The sequence below is a fragment of the Kitasatospora sp. NPDC024654 genome (assembly GCF_055559155.1).
On sequence record NZ_JBVHLF010000010.1, the window covers coordinates 1 to 17,486 of the forward strand.

8 protein-coding genes and 1 pseudogene are annotated in these 17,486 nt (G+C 69.8%); 7 read left to right on the forward strand and 2 right to left on the reverse strand.

Features of this window, described 5'->3' with window-relative positions; genetic code table 11:
- Window positions 1-130: 130 nt before the first annotated feature.
- Window positions 131-4,540, reverse strand: coding sequence for a ricin-type beta-trefoil lectin domain protein (locus tag ACZ38L_RS08715; protein ID WP_465690618.1), 4,410 nt, complete (start codon window positions 4,538-4,540; stop codon window positions 131-133).
- A 549-nt stretch (window positions 4,541-5,089) separates the two neighbouring features.
- Between ACZ38L_RS08715 and ACZ38L_RS08720 the strand changes: the two genes are divergently transcribed.
- The 3 genes from ACZ38L_RS08720 (at window position 5,090) to ACZ38L_RS08730 (ending at window position 13,862) form a co-directional block, all read left to right on the forward strand.
- Window positions 5,090-12,349: a polymorphic toxin-type HINT domain-containing protein gene (locus ACZ38L_RS08720; RefSeq protein WP_465690620.1), complete on the forward strand. Its 7,260-nt coding sequence runs from the start codon at window positions 5,090-5,092 to the stop codon at window positions 12,347-12,349.
- An 8-nt stretch (window positions 12,350-12,357) separates the two neighbouring features.
- Window positions 12,358-12,825 (forward strand): hypothetical protein, encoded by a 468-nt coding sequence (locus ACZ38L_RS08725; protein WP_465690622.1) that lies wholly within the window; start codon window positions 12,358-12,360, stop codon window positions 12,823-12,825.
- Between the two features lie 395 nt (window positions 12,826-13,220).
- Window positions 13,221-13,862 (forward strand): hypothetical protein, encoded by a 642-nt coding sequence (locus tag ACZ38L_RS08730; protein ID WP_465690624.1) that lies wholly within the window; start codon window positions 13,221-13,223, stop codon window positions 13,860-13,862.
- Window positions 13,863-13,966: 104 nt separating this feature from the next.
- Here ACZ38L_RS08730 and ACZ38L_RS08735 read toward each other — a convergent pair.
- Window positions 13,967-14,077, reverse strand: a pseudogene (locus ACZ38L_RS08735) (SGNH/GDSL hydrolase family protein); the annotation flags it as partial.
- 83 nt (window positions 14,078-14,160) lie between these two features.
- Here ACZ38L_RS08735 and ACZ38L_RS08740 point away from each other — a divergent pair.
- The 4 genes from ACZ38L_RS08740 (at window position 14,161) to ACZ38L_RS08755 (ending at window position 17,457) form a co-directional block, all read left to right on the forward strand.
- The gene (locus ACZ38L_RS08740) at window positions 14,161-14,262 is read left to right on the forward strand and encodes a zinc-binding dehydrogenase (RefSeq protein ID WP_465690867.1); all 102 of its coding nucleotides are present in this window, start codon (window positions 14,161-14,163) and stop codon (window positions 14,260-14,262) included.
- 49 nt (window positions 14,263-14,311) lie between these two features.
- Window positions 14,312-14,773: a hypothetical protein gene (locus ACZ38L_RS08745; RefSeq protein ID WP_465690626.1), complete on the forward strand. Its 462-nt coding sequence runs from the start codon at window positions 14,312-14,314 to the stop codon at window positions 14,771-14,773.
- 174 nt (window positions 14,774-14,947) lie between these two features.
- Window positions 14,948-16,162 (forward strand): NHL repeat-containing protein, encoded by a 1,215-nt coding sequence (locus tag ACZ38L_RS08750; protein WP_465690628.1) that lies wholly within the window; start codon window positions 14,948-14,950, stop codon window positions 16,160-16,162.
- Window positions 16,159-17,457, forward strand: coding sequence for a Dyp-type peroxidase (locus ACZ38L_RS08755; RefSeq protein ID WP_465690630.1), 1,299 nt, complete (start codon window positions 16,159-16,161; stop codon window positions 17,455-17,457). The genes ACZ38L_RS08750 and ACZ38L_RS08755 overlap by 4 nt, the downstream gene beginning before the upstream one ends.
- The last annotated feature ends 29 nt before the right edge of the window (window positions 17,458-17,486 follow it).

Consider the following 17,486-nt stretch of genomic DNA (forward strand, 5'->3'; position numbering starts at 1 on the left):
CTCTCCCCCCCCCCCCCCCCCCCCCCCCCCCCCCCCCCCCACCCGAACGCCCCCCCCCCCCCCCCCCCCCCCCCCCCCCCCCCCCCCCCCCCCCCCCCGGGCCCCGAACTGTGCTGTTCCAGCCGCCGCGTCAGCTCAGCGGCACGACCGCCCAGCGCTGGGCGTTGGACTGGTTGCAGTCCCACAGCTGCAGCTGGGTGCCGTTGGTGGTGCTGGCCTGCGGGTCGTCCAGGCAGCGGCCGGAGGCCGGGTTGTAGAGCGAGCCGTCGGCCCGCGGCAGCCACTGCTGGTTGCCGCCGCCGTTGCAGGTGGACAGGTCGACCTTGGTGCCGTCGGCGGTGCCGTTGTTGAAAGCGTCCAGGCACTTGCCGACGATCTGCACGGTCCCGTTGTCCTGGACAGTCCAGTTCTGCGCACCGGCGCCGCCGTTGCAGTCCCATATCTGGACCACGTTGCCGTCGGTGGTGTAGCCGTGGTAGTTGTCCACGCACTTGTCGCCGGCGACCTGTCCGAGGGTGATCGAGCTGCCGTTGTCGTTGCCCGGTCCGGCGCTGCCGCCGGGGGTGGTGGCGAACGGGGACACCGAGACGTCGGCGACGGCCCCCTTCCACGGGTTGCTGCCAGCGCCGTTGTTCTTGTAGCGGCCGATCACCAGCGAGCCGGAGGCGGGGATGGTGCTCTTGTGGGTGCCGGTCGCGGCCAGGGCGCCGTTCACGTAGAGGGCCATCTCGCCGGTGGTCGCGTCGTAGCTGACGGTCAGCCTGGTCCAGGCGCCGATCTGCACCCGGTCTGCGGCGTTCATGGTCTGGGTGGTGGTGTCGTAGGGCCAGGTGCCGGCCGCGTCACCGGTGGCCATGCCGAAGCGCCAGTTGGTGCCGTTGCCGTCGGTGGCGGGCCAGAGCATGAAGTTGCTGGTCTGGGCGCCGTCCTGGCTGAGCACCACACCGTCGGTACTCTGGTCCTCACGTGCCCAGGTGGAGACGGTGAACGACTTGGTGGTGTCCACCGACAGGCCCGGGGCGTCCACCTCGCCGTTGTTGGCGCTGTTGGCACTGGCGTTGAAGGTCGCCGCGTTGGACGCCACCGACCCGAGGGTGGTGGGCCCGAAGGAGACGTCGCCGGTCACGGTGCCGGGGTGGGCGCCGGTGACGTCCGGGGTGTGCCCGGTGTCGGTGCTGCTGGTCGGGCCTGCGAGCAGGTAACGGCCCAACGGGGCGCGCGGGTCACCGATCGTGTTGGAGACGCCGAAGCCGGTCACCACGCCCGGGTGGTTGGTCGGGTCGCCGACCACACCGGGCCAGATCACGATCCGACCCGCCGAGTTCTGCGCGTACAGGTCCGGCACGCCGTCGCCGGTGAGGTCACCCACCGAACCGACCACCGGGTAGTCGACCGGGTCGACCGAGGTGCCGATCTGCACGCCCTTGGTCGGATCGGCCAACGCCGAGAAGTCGTCGGCGCAGTTGTTGGCTGGGTTCTTGGTGATCGGATAGGCCAGGATCCGACCGGTGCTGCGCTCACGCGCCCACAGCGTGGTCTGCACCGCGGTGACGGTGGTACCGGTGGTGCTACTCGTGCACGTCGTGGTGCCGTTGGCCGCGCCGGGGCCGATCAGGTCATAGTTCGTCCAGTCCAGGTTGGAGAGCTGGTCGGCGGTACGGGCCAGCAGCCGGACGGTGTTGGTGCCCGGGGCGAAGAGCCACAGCTGCTTGTTGATCACCACCAGCAGCGAGGTCTTGGTCAGCGGGGTGCTGGTCTCGTTGTCGGGCGAACCGACCGCGAGGATCTGGGTGGCGTTTGACCAGGACCAGTTGTTGCCGGCGCCCAGGGCCGCCGGGCAGCCGCCGGGCTGGGTCGGGTCGACCGGCGCGCCGGTGGTGTCGGTGCAGGTCACCTGGCCCGGGTTCGGGGTGCCGTTGAGGTAGAACGAGGTGCGGACGTTGAAGTTGCCCGAACCGTCGTTCTGGTACAGGTACATCTGCGGGTCGCCCGGCGCGTGGACGATCAGGTCGTCGACCGGCAGCTGGCCGCGCAGCGAGCTGTGGTGGGTGATCTGCACGCCGTTCCAGGTGCCGTGCGGGGCGGCCGCCGCCGAGCCGGCCAGCCAGCCGGCGTTCACCGGGTCGCTGGTGTTCTGGACCAGGCGCAGGTTGCCGTTGCCGTCGGGCAGCAGGATGTCGGGCCGCCCGTCGCCCGTGACGTCACCGTAGACCGGCTTGGACTGCGGGTTCCACGGCGCGTAGAAGTTGTACACGGCCGGCTGGCTGTAGTTGCCGGCGTTGTCCTGGGCCTGGACGTAGAGCGTGTTGGTGCCCCACTTGCCCGGGGTGTAGCTGTACGTGGCCGAGCCGGTGGTGGTCGGCAGCACGGTGCCGTCGGCGGTGGTGCCGTCGTTGCAGTGCCAGCCGGTCACCGGGGTGGAGCTGGTGCTGACCTTGAAGCAGGCCACGCCGGAGGCGTCGCCGCCGCCGGGCGGCGTCGGGTCGCTGCCGGCGATGGTGAAGGTGCCCGAGTCGTTGGCGAACTTCGTCGGGTTCGGGTTCGGGGTGCCGGACGGCGGGAAGTCCGAGGAGCTGACGCTCACCGTCGGCGGGGTCTTGTCGACCCGGAAATAGCACCAGCCGGTGGCCGGCGAGGTCAGCTGGCCGTCGTTGGCCCAGGCGTTCCAGCCGTAGGTGTCACCGTCGAGCAGCTGGCTGGAGTTGATCCCGACGCTGGCCGAGCCGTAGGCGGAGGCCGCCGTCGAGTACTGCTGGTTGAAGCTCTTGTTGTCCCAGACGTGGAAGTAGTCGGTCAGGTTGAAGCCGGCCGGTGACCACTGGCTGACGGAGAGGTTCACGTTCTGGTTGGAGCCGATCCAGCCCGGGTTGGTCCACGGGGTGGCGCCGCCGGTGGTGCAGTCGAAGGCACCCTGGTCGCCCTTGCCGTCCCAGTTGGCGAAGCCCGCCTGCGGGCCGACCCGCGGCCACCAGACGTTCGGCTGGACGTCGTAGTTGGTGGTGATGGTCACCGCGCTGGAGATGTGGTGGCGGTAGTAGGTGTTGTTCTCGTCGTCGGGCGTGATGCCGACGGTCCAGGTGGACCACTTGCCCGCGGCGGCCTGCTGCATCATCGAGGTCACGTCGAAGCTGATCGGCCCGGTGCCGGTGATCGGGACGGAGCCACCGATCTTCTGGCAGCCACCGAAGGTGCCGCCGCCGTTGCAGGGCTGGTTGTTCCAGTTGGTGCCGCTGTTGATCATGGGGGTCGAGTACAGCCCCAACGGCGTCTGCGTGCCCGGGCTGGAGGCGCCGTCCACGTTGGCCTGGAAGGTCGAGTTGTAGATCGTCGGTGGGGAGGGCGCGCCGCTCTGCTGAGTGTAGATCGCCGGGTTGATGGCGACCTGGAAGTAGGCGCGTTCACGGCCGGCGGCGGGGCAGTCGGGGTAGGCGCAGTAGCCGACGCCCAGGTCCTGCTGGGCGGTGGAGTAGTACGTGCTGTTCGGCAGGTACTCCTGGACCTGGGTGGCCGCGTTGGAGGTGCTGGCGGCGCTGATGGTGGGGTCCAGGTACCAGGGTCCGGTGCCCTTGCCGAAGGTTGCCGGATCCGGGCTGAGGTCGAAACCGCCGTCGCTCTCGCCGACCCGCATGGGCGCCTGGACGGCCCGGTCGCCCGGCCCGGTCGCGCTCGACAGCTGCGGCTGGGGCTGCGCGGCTGGGTGCTGGGTGGCGAACGGAGAGCTGGGCGTGGCTGCCGTGGCACCGTTGGCGAGCGGCACCGCCGGCGGTGCGGCAGCGTTGCTGGAGTCCCACTGCTGCGGCGTCGGGGCCTGGAGCAGAACCTTGCCGCTGGCGTCCCTGAAGCTGATGTCGCCGGCCGCGTCCTTGGTGAACGTCAGTCCGCTGGCGGCGACCGGGAAGTGCAGGTGGGCCAGGGCGGGGTTGGCCGCGGCCTCGGCGGTCCTGACCACGATGACGTCGCGCCAGCCGCCGTTGCTCAGGGCACTGACCTGGAAGTCCACGTCCGGCAGCACGTCGGCGTAGGTCGCGGTGGAGCCGTTGAGGGTCGGCGCGGGCAGCTTGAACGGCGCGGTGACGGCGAGCTTCTTGCCGTCCGTGGTGGTGATCGTGGCCACGGGGCCGGTGCCGCCGCCGGACAGGCTCAGGCCGTCGGTGGTGACCGCCGGGCTGATCGAGCCGTCCGCGTTGCGGTGCAGCGTCGTGTCGAGGGTGGACCAGGTGTCACCACGCTTGGTGCGCACCGGCTCGGCACTGTCCGTGGTGGTCAGCGTCCCGTTCGGATTGACCGACGTCTGCGAGGTCTCGCTGGTCATCGTGTCGACCACGACCGGCTTGCCGGTCTTCACCGCCTTGGCGCGCGCGGCCACCAGCGCCTGCTGCTGCGGCGTCAGCGGCGGCAGCTTCGCCGGGGCCGCGGCCGCGGGAGCCGTCGGGATGCCGGCAGGGGTGCTGGCCGTCGGGGAGGGCGTGGGAGTCGGGGCGGCCGCCTGGGCGACCGGGGCACCGAACACGGCGAGGGTGAGGGCGCTGGTGGTCGTCAAGGTGAGCAGGCGGGGTATTCGCCGGCGCCGCGGACCTGACAGCGGCGAGACAGCCGTCAGTGGTCTCCGATTGGGCATGAGTCCTACGCAATCTCTACGAGTGTACCCCCGACCCTCCGCAGGTGGGGACGTGCGATCGAAACCCTGGTTCCTGCCGGCTGAGCAGTCAAACCAGCAGTCAACTTCCCGGCAATACTTGACAAACTGGACACCCTGGAATCAGGGTCCTTCGCAACCCCGGGAGGGCATGGCCGCGCGTCAGGCCGGGGTTGTCTCGATCGTGACACTTCGACAGATGATGACAATTCGTCTCTTCTCCTCAGATTCCAGCGAGTTTCCCATGTCGATTTGGTAACGATCCGAGGGAAGCCCACGCATGGCGCCCTTTTCGATACGATCTGGTCCTCTCACGTCTCCTTAAGCTTCTTAAAAGTGGCTAATTAGGAACTTTTTGATGCAGTTTCACTGGTACAGGAGACGAACGTGAGTCCGTGGCGAGCACGAACGCCAGTTGGGCGATGGTTGTGGGGGCGGCACCGAACCTTGGGTTTGGCAACGCTCCTGGCGGTGTTGGCGACGCTGCTGGGCGTGCCGGACGTCGAGGCGATGGCGGCGCACCGCCCGCACGGGAAGGTGTGGACGCCGAAGACGGCGCTGGGCGCGGAGCAGAAGCCCGTCAAGGGTAAGAACCTGGTGCCGGTGAAGCCGAAGGCGCCGCAGTTCCCGGTGCCCGGGAACTGGAACCCCGCCGGGTCGGCCCCGCCGGCCGCGGCCCCGGGCGCCTCGACGGTGACCCTGGGCGACGCGCCGTCGCAGGCCGGGCGGCTGCCGGTGAAGGTGGCGGCGGGCAAGGACGACGCCGGACGGGCCGTCAAGGTACAGGTCACCACCACTGACCAGGGCAGGACCGCGGGGACCAGCGGGCCGGTGGTCGCACTGACCGACAGCGGCAGCACCCCCGGGGCGACGGACCAGAGCGTGAAGGTCGCGCTCGACCTGAAGACCCTGCAGGGCGACGCGTCGGCAGTGACCGCCGACCGGACCCGGCTGGTGGCGCTGCCGGCCTGTGCGCTGAGCACGCCGCAGCTCTCCGAGTGCCAGAAGCAGACCCCGGTGGCGTCGAGCATCGACCCGAAGACCGGGGTGCTCACCGCCGAGGTGTCGCTGCCGGCGGCCCCTTCGGCCGTGAAGAGCGCGCTGCCCGATGCCGCGGGCGGTACGGGCGGGGTGAGCCAGGCGGACTTCGTCCGCTCCTCCGCCGTCCAGGCCTCGGCCGGTGCCGCCGCGCCGATGGTGCTGGCGGCCACCTCGTCGCCGGGCGGGGCCACCGGTACCTACACGGCCTCCCCGCTGTCGCCGTCGATGGCGTGGGCCGCGGGCTCCAACGTGGGCAGCTTCAGCTACTCCTACCCGATCCAGCTCCCCGCCGCGATCGGCGGCGCCGTGCCGCAGGTGGCGCTCTCCTACGACTCGTCGTCGATCGACGGCAAGACGTCCGCGCAGAACGCGCAGGCGTCCTGGGTCGGTGAGGGCTGGGACTACCAGCCGGGCTTCATCGAGCGCGGCTACAAGAGCTGTTCGGCCGACGGGCTCGGCGCCTCCGGCGACGTCTGCTGGGGCGGCCAGAACGCGCAGCTGAGCCTGCCGGGCCACTCCGGCACCCTGGTGCGGGACGACGCCACCGGCGCCTGGCACATCCAGGGTGACGACGGCTCGAAGGTCGAGCAGCTGACCGGTGCGGCCAACGAGGCGCACAACGGCGAGTACTGGCGCGTGACGACCTCGGACGGCACCCAGTACTACTTCGGTCAGAACCACCTGCCGGGCGGCAACCACGGCGACCCGGCGACCAACTCGGTGGAGTACGAGCCGGTCTACTCGCCCAACAGCGGCGACGACTGCTACAACTCCTCCACCGGCAACGGTTCGTGGTGCCAGGAGGGCTGGCGGTGGAACCTCGACTTCGTCGTGGACCCGCACCAGAACCTGACCACGTACAGCTACCAGCAGGACCTGAACTACTACAGTCGTGGCGGCGGCCAGAACCCGAGCAGCGGCACCCTGACCGGCTACGTCCGGTCCAGCGAACTCACCCAGATCGCCTACGGCCAGCGGCTGCCGGACCAGCTCGCCGCGAACGGCACGGCCAAGCCGGCCGCCAAGGTGCTGTTCACCACCACCGAGCGCTGCACTGCCTCGGGCAGCGTCACCTGCACCACGGCGCAGCGCACCACGGCGAACCAGGCCAACTGGCCCGACTCGCCGCTGGACCAGGCCTGCCCCGCCACCGGCAGCTGCCCGAACACCTACCCGACCTACTGGTCGCCACTGATGCTGTCGACGATCAGCACCCAGGTGCTGAACGGCAGTTCCTACACCACGGTCGACTCGTGGGCGCTGAACCACACCTTCCCGGATCCGGGTGACGGCACCAAGCCGTCGTTGTGGCTCTCCTCGATCCAGCGCACCGGGACCGATGGGCAGCCGGCGGTGACGCTGCCGGCGGTCTCGTTCACGGCCCGGGAGCTGCCGAACCGGGTCGACGGCCTGGTGCCCGCGGAGCCGGCGTTCAACCGCCCGCGGATCCAGCAGATCACCACCGAGACCGGTGGCCAGATCATGGTGAACTACTCCACCCCGGAGTGTTCGCGGGTCAACAACCACATGCCGTCCTCGGAGGACGGCAACACCATGGCCTGCATGCCGGTGCACTGGTACCTGCCGGGCTCGTCGTCGCCGGACCCGGTGAACGACTGGTTCAACAAGTACCTGGTCACCTCGGTGTCGGAGCAGGACGCGGTGACCGGCCCGTCGCTGGTCAAGACAACGAACTACAGCTACGGCGGCGGCGCCGCCTGGCACCGCGACGACTCGGAGTTCACCGACCCGAAGACCCGCACCTGGAACGACTTCCGCGGCTACCAGACGGTCACCACGACCACCGGCAGCGGTAACCCGGGTGAGGCGCCGCAGACCCAGCAGGTCTCCACCTTCATGCGCGGCATGAACGGCGACTACCTGGCCAACGGCAGCACCCGCAACGTCACCGTGTCGTTCACCCCGTACCCGGGGGCCACCCCGGTGACCGAGACCGACGACGAGTGGCAGTCCGGGAACGTGCTGGGCAGCCAGAGCTTCGACAAGGCAGGCGGCAACGTCGTCTCGGCGACGGCCACGGTGAACAGCAGTCCGGTCACCACCGCCACGCACAAGCAGACCGCCTCGGGCATGCCCGACCTGGTCGCGCGGTACGGCGACACCACCGAGACCGGGTACAGCTACGGCCAACTGGCCAACGGCTCCTGGCGCACCACCAGCACGGTGACCACCACCGACCCCTCGCACGCCAACCGGGTGAGCTCGGTGGACGACAAGGGCGACGGGACGACCGGAGCTCCAGAGACCTGCTCCACCACGAGCTACGCGACCAGCAGCAACCCGATGATCCTGAACGCGGTCTCGGAGCAGCTGACGGTGGCCGGCTCGTGCGGCACCGCGGCCAACGCGTCCAACGTCCTGCAGGACACCCGGACGCTCTTCGACGGCCAGCCCTTCGGCCAGGCCGGCTCCACCGTCGACCCGACCGGCACGCAGACCGTGGACCACTACGACGGCACAGGCCAGCCGGTCTACACCACGCTGACCACCGCCGGGTTCGACGCCTACGGCCGCACCGTCTCCTCCGCGGGTCCGGACGGCGCCACCACGACGACCGCGTTCACGCCGGCCACCGGCGCGATCCCGACGTCGATCAAGCTCACCGGTCCGATGGGTGCCTCCTGGGCGACCACCCAGACCTTCGACCCGGGACGCAGCGTGCCGCTGGTGTCCACCGACGCCAACGGACGCACCAGCAGCCAGCAGTACGACGGCCTCGGCCGACTGACGGCGGTCTGGCAGGCGGACCGGGCGACCAACCTGTCGCCGAACGACAAGTTCTCCTACGCGGTCAACGGTGTCACCGGCCCCTCGGTCGTGACCTCGCAGACGATCAACGAGGACGGCAGCTACCAGACCAAGAACGAGCTGTACGACGGTCTTGGCCGGTTGCGGCAGACGCAGGTCACCCCCGCGACCGGTGGTGCGGGGCGTCTGATCACCGACACCGTGTACGACTCGCACGGATGGGCGATCAAAACCTCCCAGCCGTACTTCGACAACACCACCTCGCCGAACGGGACGATCTTCGCCCCGCAGGACTCGCAGGTCCCGGCGCAGACCTGGGTCACCTTCGACGGCATGGGCCGCCCGGTGACCAGCGCGTTCATGTCGTACGGGCAGCAGCAGTGGGTGTCCACCACCGCGTACCCGGGCGTGGACCGCACCGACGTGACGCCGCCCCAGGGCACCGCGCCGACCAGCACGTTCACCGACGCGCGCGGCAACATCACGGCGCTGTGGCAGTACCACGGCTCAACGCCGACCGGTAACGCGGCCGACGCCGACGTGACCACGTACACCTACACCCCGGGCGGTGAGAACGCCACCCGCACCGACAGCCAGGGCAACACCTGGTCCTACGGCTACGACGTACGCGGTCGCCAGACCTCGGTGACCGACCCGGACACCGGCACCATCCACACGGCGTACGACGGCAACTCGCGGATCGCCTCGACGACGGACGCCAAGGGCAACACGCTCGCGTACACCTACGACATCCTGGGTCGTAAGACCGGGATGTACCAGGGCAGCGTGGCACCGGCCAACCAGCTGGCGGGCTGGACCTACGACACGCTGGCCAAGGGCCAGTTGACCTCCTCGACCCGTTACGTGGGCGGGGCGTCGGGTCAGGCGTACACCCAGGCGGTGACCGGCTACGACACCATGTACCGGCCGACCGGCACCAGCACGACCGTCCCCTCCAACGAGGGCGCGCTGGCGGGGACCTACACCACCAGCAACTTCTACACCCCGGTGCTCGGTTCGCTGGACCACACCGACCTACCGGCGGTGGGCGGTCTGCCCGCCGAGGAGGTGGACTACCTCTACAGCAACACCGGTCTCTTGATCGGTTCGGCGGGCAACAACTCGCTGGTCACCGACGTCCAGTACGACGCACTGGGCCGTCCGACCCGCACGACCGTGGGCGACTACGGCACGCAGGTCGTCTCCACCCAGCAGTACGACTGGGCCACCGGTCACGTGGTCAAGTCCTTCCTGGACCGCCAGACCGGCACCACCTCGCTCGACCAGACCAGCTACACCTACAACCCGTCCGGCCAGGTCACCTCGGCCACCGACCTGCAGAACGCCTCGGCGAGCGACACCCAGTGCTTCACCTACGACTACCTGGGTCGACTCACCAACGCCTGGACCGACACCGCCGGCACCACCACCAAGGCGGCCCCGTCCGTCCCCGGCATCGGCGGCTGCAACAACGCCAACGGCCCGGCCATGACCGGTTCGCCTGCCAAGCCGTCCGTCGGCGGACCGGCACCGTACTGGCAGTCGTACAGCTACGACGCCACCGGTGACCGCACGGGTCTGGTGCAGCACGACGTCACCGGCAACACCGCCAACGACGTCACCACCACCCAGACCTTCGGCGCGCCGAAGTCCGTGAACACCCCCTCCACCGCACCGAACACGGGCGGCGGCACCGGTGGCCCGCACGCCCTGCTGAGCACGGCGACCACCTCGGCCTCCGGGACGGTCAACTCGACGTACCAGTACGACGCGTCGGGCAACACCACCTCGATCACCGACACCACCGGCACCACCACGCTCACCTGGAACGGCGAGGACAAGCTCGCCTCGATCCAGAAGACCGGCCAGACCGGCACGTCCTACCTGTACGACGCGGACGGCAACCAGCTGATCCGCCGCGACCCGGGCAAGACGACCCTGGAACTGGGCGCCGACGAGCTCACCCTCGACACCGCCTCCGGCTCGATGTCCGACGTCCGGTACTACAGCGCCCCAGGCGGTCTGACGATCACCCGGGTGACCGCCGCAACCGGTGGCGGCCAGCTGGTCTACCAGGCGGCCGACCCGCACGGCACCAACGGCGTGCAGATCGGCACCGACGCAGCCCAGACGGTCATCCGCCGTCCCACCGACCCCTTCGGCAACCCGCGCGGCACCCAGCCCGCGCCGGGCAGCTGGTCCGGCGACAAGGGCTTCGTCGGCGGCACCCTCGACCCCGCCACGGGGCTCACCAACCTGGGAGCACGTGAGTACGACTCGGTCCACGGACGCTTCCTCAACCCCGACCCGCTGCTGACCCCGTCGGACCCACAGCAGTGGAACGGCTACGCCTACAGCGACAACAGCCCCGTCGACAGCAGCGACCCGACCGGGCTGTCGCCGTGGTGGGGCGGCTCCTGCAGCATCTTCTCGGCACCCGGTCAGTGCGGTGGCGCACCGTCGCCGTGCACCGGTGACCCCTGCAGCACCGCCGCGATCGCGGCCTACACCGCAGCCACCACCGGCACCAACGGCACCGGTGGTGGCGGTAACGGCAGCACCAGCACCCCCGGCGGCAACGGCGGCCATGGCAGCACCGGCGGCAGCGGCGGCGGTCACAGCGGCGGCGGCAAGCCGAAGAAGTGCGGCGGCTTCTGGGGCAAGGTCGGCTGCGGCATCAGCAGCATCGGCCACAAAGCCGTCAAGGCGGTGGAGGACCACCCGGTGATCGCGGCCATGGTCGCGACCGCCGTGACAGTGGGCGCCGTCGCCTGCGTCGTGGCAACCGCGGGCAGCTGTGCGGCAGTCCTGGTCGCAGCCGGTGAGGGCGCCCTGGCGGCCTCCGACGCCGGCGTCGGCGCGGCGATCGTCGGAGGCGCGATAGGCGCGACAACCGAAGCCGCGACGGCGATCGGAGCAACGGCACTGGCCACCATGGGCGCGGGCGCCGCGGCGGCCGCGACCGAGGAATCGGCCGGCGCGGAATCGGCAGCAGCCGCACGCACCACCGAGCCGACCGCCAAGGACGCCACCGAACCCGCCAAGGGCGCCAAGCCCAGCGAGAGCGAGAGCCCGTCAGGCTGCAAGAACAGCTTCCTGCCGGGCACCCTGGTCCTGCTCGCGGACGGCTCCACCAAGGCGATCGACCAGCTCACCACGGGTGACACGGTCCTGGCCACCGATCCGCAGACCGGCACCACCAAGGCCGAGCAGATCACGGCGACCATCGTCACGCCGGATGACCAGCAGTTCACCGACCTGAAGCTGACCACCACGGCCAACGGCTCGACCGACTCCGCCAAGACGGTCTCGATCACCTCCACCCAGCACCACCCGTACTGGGACGTCACCACCAACCGCTGGACCGACGCCGCCGACCTCAAGCCCGGCGACCAGGTCCGCCAGGCCGACGGCTCGACGGCCACGGTGGTCGAGGTGCGGAGTTACACCACCGCACCGACGCAGACGTACAACCTGAGCATCGACCAGCTCCACACGTACTATGTGCTCGCAGGAACTACGCCGGTCTTGGTTCACAATTGCGACGGAGGGACTAAGCTCAAGGATGGCGAGCAATATGTTTACCGTGCAGTGAAGGGTGACGAGCTGAAGCAGATCTTGACTACACGGCGCTTCCAAAATGCACCGGGAATCGAATCAAAGTACTTCTCGTCGACCCCGGAAGGCGCTGCCCTCTATGCCAAGTCTGCCTATGCGACATTCCCTCAAGAAGGGCCTTACACGCTAGTGCGTGGCATAATTAGGTCCGATCAGATTCCGGCGGAGAGTAGGATCGAGCACCTGGCTGACGGCGGCGGCGGAATCGACGCATTCGCCCTCTGGGAGGATTCCATGAGTACTATCGGTCGAGTCCGCATTCTGCCCTCCATGCCGATCCCGTAGGTGACTCGATGAAGATCTATGTAACGTCACGCCAGCAGTCAACCCTAGACCTCTGGTCGCGACTCCTGCCTGCGTCGATGGCCATTGAGTTCGTCAATGAGGCTGACCGGTCAGTTCAGGCTGATGTGCTCGTGATGTCGGGCATTTGGGCATTCGACCGCTATGGTGGCAGCCCGAGCAGGGAGGCGGCTCAGGTGTTGTCGAATACCAGGGGTGATGGTCTGCCGGAGTGGATTGTTGTCCCGCCGTTTCGTCCGGTCATCGAGCGGAGTGGTGAATTCGTTATCAGGAGGGACTTTGAGCGTGTCAGTCCGGCGTACTATGCGACTCTCGAAGCCCTTCGGGCAGTAAGGAGAGATTTTGGGGAATCAGCTAGCGTTGCACTCGACCTTCCGATGCTCGGGATGGACGATCCGCGCGATGAATCAACCCCAGCCTCCGTGGCCCGTGCGATAGAGGATTTTTTGAGTGAATGAATCAGAAGCCCCACCGGAATGTCACTCCGGTGGGGCTTCTGGCAGTCTTGACGGCAGTAGTTGACGGCAACGTCAGCGGATGGTGCTGCACAAAGCGGTGGGTCGTCGCCGTCGTCGGACTCGGTTGCCGCTTCGGAGGGCTTGCCGAGTGCGCGGCCGAGGAGGTCGATGGCCTGGCGCTGCCCGGACTAAGTTCCACTGAATCCCGAAGGCCCCACCGGATTTTGCTTCCGGTGGGGCTGCTGGTTTCCGACGGCAGCAGCCGGCCAACAGCGTCGACGAACAGGTCCTACACAGCTGGCTGCCGAATCAACACCTATGATCAGTGGCCGACAGTCAACTGGGCCGGCACGAGCCCGCGGCAGCCCTTCCGGTCCTGACCTCAAGGAACCCCCATGACCCGCCCCCTCACCCTCCTCTACGCCCTCACCCTCGCCGCTCTCGTCGTCTCCACCCTCCTCACCCCCAACGCCTTCGGGCTCGGTGACGGCGCCTGGCTACTGCTCCTCCTCGCCGAGTTCGTCGGCGGGCTGCTCCTGCTCAGCGTGGTCCTCGCCGTGCTCCCGCGCCGGTTCCAGCAGTCGGTTGCCGGTGCCCTCCCCACCTCAGCAATGCTGCGGCGGCGGGTGGACCGAGTCCTGGTCGCGCTGCGGGTGATACCGGCGCGCTCGGCCGAGGCCGACATCGCCGCCCTCGGCGAAGGCGTCAAGCTGTTCGCCCGGGCCGTTCGCACCGACGGGACGCGGCCGCTGCTCGGGGTGTTGTTCCTGGAGGCCCCAGCAGGTGGACAGGCCGCGCTACGCTGGCGCCAGCACGGACAGTCCGCGATTGAGGAGATCCCCGCGCCCCACACGATCTCCGTCCGCGAGAACGTCCCCGTCACTGCCGTCGCCCGGCAACTCAAGGCGACCAGCACCGTGCGGATCGGAGCCTTCGCCACTCTCCAGCTGACCCCGATGGACCTGGCCGTCGTGACCCACGTGGCCGCCGCCTCCCGCTCCTCCCCACGCGACACCGCCCGCTCGGCTGCCAACTGATCTACCCCGCTCGCCACATACGCCCGTCCGCCGCCCCGAGGTTCCCGAGGAGATCGGCGACCTCTGCGAGAGCAACTTCCAGAACGTCACCCGGCCTTCGCAGATCAACCTTCGTAGGGCAGCGGTTCGGGGCGCTTGGGCGGCCGACCGTCGCCGGACGAGCGGCCGGTCAGCCGACGTCCCAGCCAGGGCAACAAGTGGATCCGCAGCCAGCGCGGTCACCGCGCAGCTTCGCACCCCGGCCCACCGGCGCCGCGGGCGGCAGCGGAGCCTTGGTCACCCGGATTCCGATCTCCCGATCAGCGCCGAGTACCCGCTCGCCGAGGCCGCCGAGGCGCACCGGCGGATCGAGAGCCGGACGACCACGGGCAAGCTGGTGCTGCGGGTGACCGGGAACTGACAGGCCGGCGGCCCGGAACCGGACGGCGGCGCCCGGCGATCTCCCCACCATGACCGAGATCGCCGGCACCGCCGTCCTGTTCGTCCTCCCGATCATCACCCCGCCGGTGCTCGCGGTCTGCCTGGTACTCCTGTTCCGCCGCGCCCGGGCCCGCGCCCTGCTCAACCCCGGCCCCCTGCTCCTGCTCGCCCTCGCCGGGGCCTCGGTCGCCCTCGGCGCGTTCGCCATCGGCACCTGGTGCGGTGACTCGCTGACGGGGACGGAGCAGCACTGCGCGTTCTCGGGTTCCGCCCCGGCCGACCGCGTCGTGCACCGCGCCTTCCCGGTCAGCGCCCGCTGCATCGGCGACGGCGGCGCGGGCGAACTCGTCCCGGCCTGGGTCAACCCCGCTGTCATCACGGGCACTTCGATCGCCGCCCTGGCCACGGCGGCCGCCGCCGCACTGGCCACGGGCCCACGGCGATCCTCCGCCGCCCGAGCCCGCCGCCGTGCCAGCCCCGAGGAACCCTGAGCATCCCCTGGGCGAGCGCTGTGAATTGCGTACCAGGGGGACAGGGGTGGTGCTTTCGCTCCCAGGAGTTAGGTATACCTTGCCTAAGCACGGTTTCGCTCAGGCGAGCCTTGCCTACTTTTGTGCACTCTCCGCCCGTGTCCCCCCGCACCGGCGGCTGGAAAGGATCACCAGATGCGGCGTACCAGACCTACCGACTCGTCCGGACCGGGCAGGGCCCTGCAGGCTCTGGGCGTCGGGCTGCTTGCCGTCGCGCTCGCCGGTTGCTCCTCCTCGGGATCCGCCAGCTCCGCCTCGTCGGCTGCCTCGGCCCCCGCCCCCGCTCCCTCCGACAGCGCGCAGTCCTCCACCGACCAGCCGCAGTCGGGCTTCCTCGCGGGCCTGCACACCACCAGCACGGTCGCCTCGACCATCCCGGAGAACCTCGACGTCAACCCGTACGCGGTGACCGTGGCGACGACCACCGCCGGGAAGATCACCAAGGGCAACGTGCTGGTGGACAACTTCAACAGCAAGGCCAACTTCCAGGGCACCGGCACCACCATCGTCCAGATCGACCCGCAGGGGCAGTTGACCACCTTCGCCCAGATCCCCGCGAACCAGCCGGGCTGCCCCGGCGGCATCGGGCTGACCACCGCGATGACCGAGCTCGCCTCCGGTTACGTGATCGTGGGCAGTGCCCCCAGCACCGACGGGACCACCGCGACCCAGGGCGCCGGCTGCCTGCTGGTGCTCAACCCGCAGGGCCAGGTGGCCTCCACCATCCAGGGCGGGGACCTCGACGGCCCCTGGGACCTGACCGCCACGGACCAGGGCAGCACCGCGACCCTCTACGTCACCAACACCCTGCACGGCATCCAGGCGGTCGGCCAGCCCGTCCAGCAGGCCGGCACCGTGGTGCGCGTCCAGCTGAACGAGCCCGCCGACGCGGCACCCACCGTCACCTCCGAGACCGTCATCGGCAGCGGCTTCCCCGAGCAGGCCGACGCCAACACCTTCGTGGACGGCCCGACCGGGGTGGCGCTCGGCGCGGACGGCACCCTCTACGTCGCCGACCGCCTGGGCAACCGGATCGCGGCCATCCCGCAGGCCGCCACCCGGAGCGACAGCGCGGGCACCGGCACCACGCTGACCTCCGGCGGCCGGCTCGACGGTCCGCTGTCGATGGCCCTCGCGCCCAACGGCGACCTGCTGGTCGCCAACGGACTCAACGGCCAGCTGGTCGAGGTCACCACGACGGGCAAGCAGGTCGCCAACACCTGGCTCGACCAGGACCCCGCGCAGACCCCGGCCGGCAGCGGCGACCTGTTCGGCATCGCCGTCACCGCCGACCACAGCGGCGTGTACTTCGCGATGGACGACAACAACGCGCTGGGAGTCATCAAGTGACGGAGGATCAGACAGCTGGGTCGGCCGGCGGGCTCGGCCGGCGCGGCTTCCTGACCGCCCTCGGCGTCGGCGCGGGCGCCGGCGTCGCGCTGGGCGCGGGCGTCGCGGCGGCCGTGGACGGCGGCTCGTCCGCCGGCACCCAGGACGAGGACGGCACCCTGCCGTTCTGGGGCACCCACCAGCAGGGCGTGATCAACGCCCCGCAGGAGCAGACCTACTTCGCCGTCTTCGACCTCACCACGACGAAGCGCTCCGACGTCGCCGACCTGCTGCGCACCTGGACGGAGCAGGCCGCCGCCCTCACCGCCGGCGATCCCGCGGTCGGCACCGCGCAGAGCCCCACCGCACCGCCGGTGGACACCGGCGAGGCGGTGGACCTCGGCCCGTCCCGGCTCACCCTCACCTTCGGGTTCGGTGCCACCCTGTTCAGCAAGGACGGCACCGACCGCTACGGTCTCGCCGCCCACCGCCCGGCCGCCCTGGTGGACCTGCCGGTGTTCCACGGCGACCAGCTGAATCCCGACACAACCGGCGGCGACCTCACCGTCCAGGCGTGCGCCTCGGACCCGCAGGTCGCCTTCCACGCGGTGCGCCAACTCGCCCGCGCGGCAACGGGAGTGGCGCAGATACGGTGGGTCCAGGCCGGCTTCAACCAGGCCGCCAGGACCAAGGGCACGGTACGCAACCTGATGGGTTTCAAGGACGGCACGGCCAACCCGCCCACCAACTCGGCCAGCCAGATGAACCAGTACGTCTGGGCGGGCAGCGAGGGCCCGTCCTGGATGGTCGGCGGCAGCTACCTGGTCGCCCGGTTGATCCGGATCAGCCTGGAGCACTGGGACACCATGCCCCTGCAGACCCAGGAGGCGGTGATCGGCCGGCACAAGGCGTCCGGCGCCCCGCTGGGCGGCACCCGTGAGAACGACCCGATGGACTTCACCGCCAGGAACGGCGACGGGACGCCCACCATCCCGCTCGACTCGCACATCCGGCTGTCCGCGGCCGCGCTGAACGGCGGCTCACAGATCCTGCGCCGCTCGTACAGCTACAACAACGGCGTGAGCCCGTTCGTCGAGCGTTGGCCCCCGTGGAAGCAGGCCCTGGAGTACGACGCGGGCCTGCTGTTCTGCGCCTACCAGAACGACCCGCGCAGCGGCTTCGTCAGGATCTTCAACCAGCTGGCCCTCTCGGACGCGCTCAACCAGTTCACCACCCACACCGGCAGCATCCTGGTCGCGATCCCGCCGGCGGCCTCCGGGCCGGGCCACTGGATCGGCGAGCAGCTCTTCGCCTGACGTCCGGCGACGAGCGACGAGCACCGGGG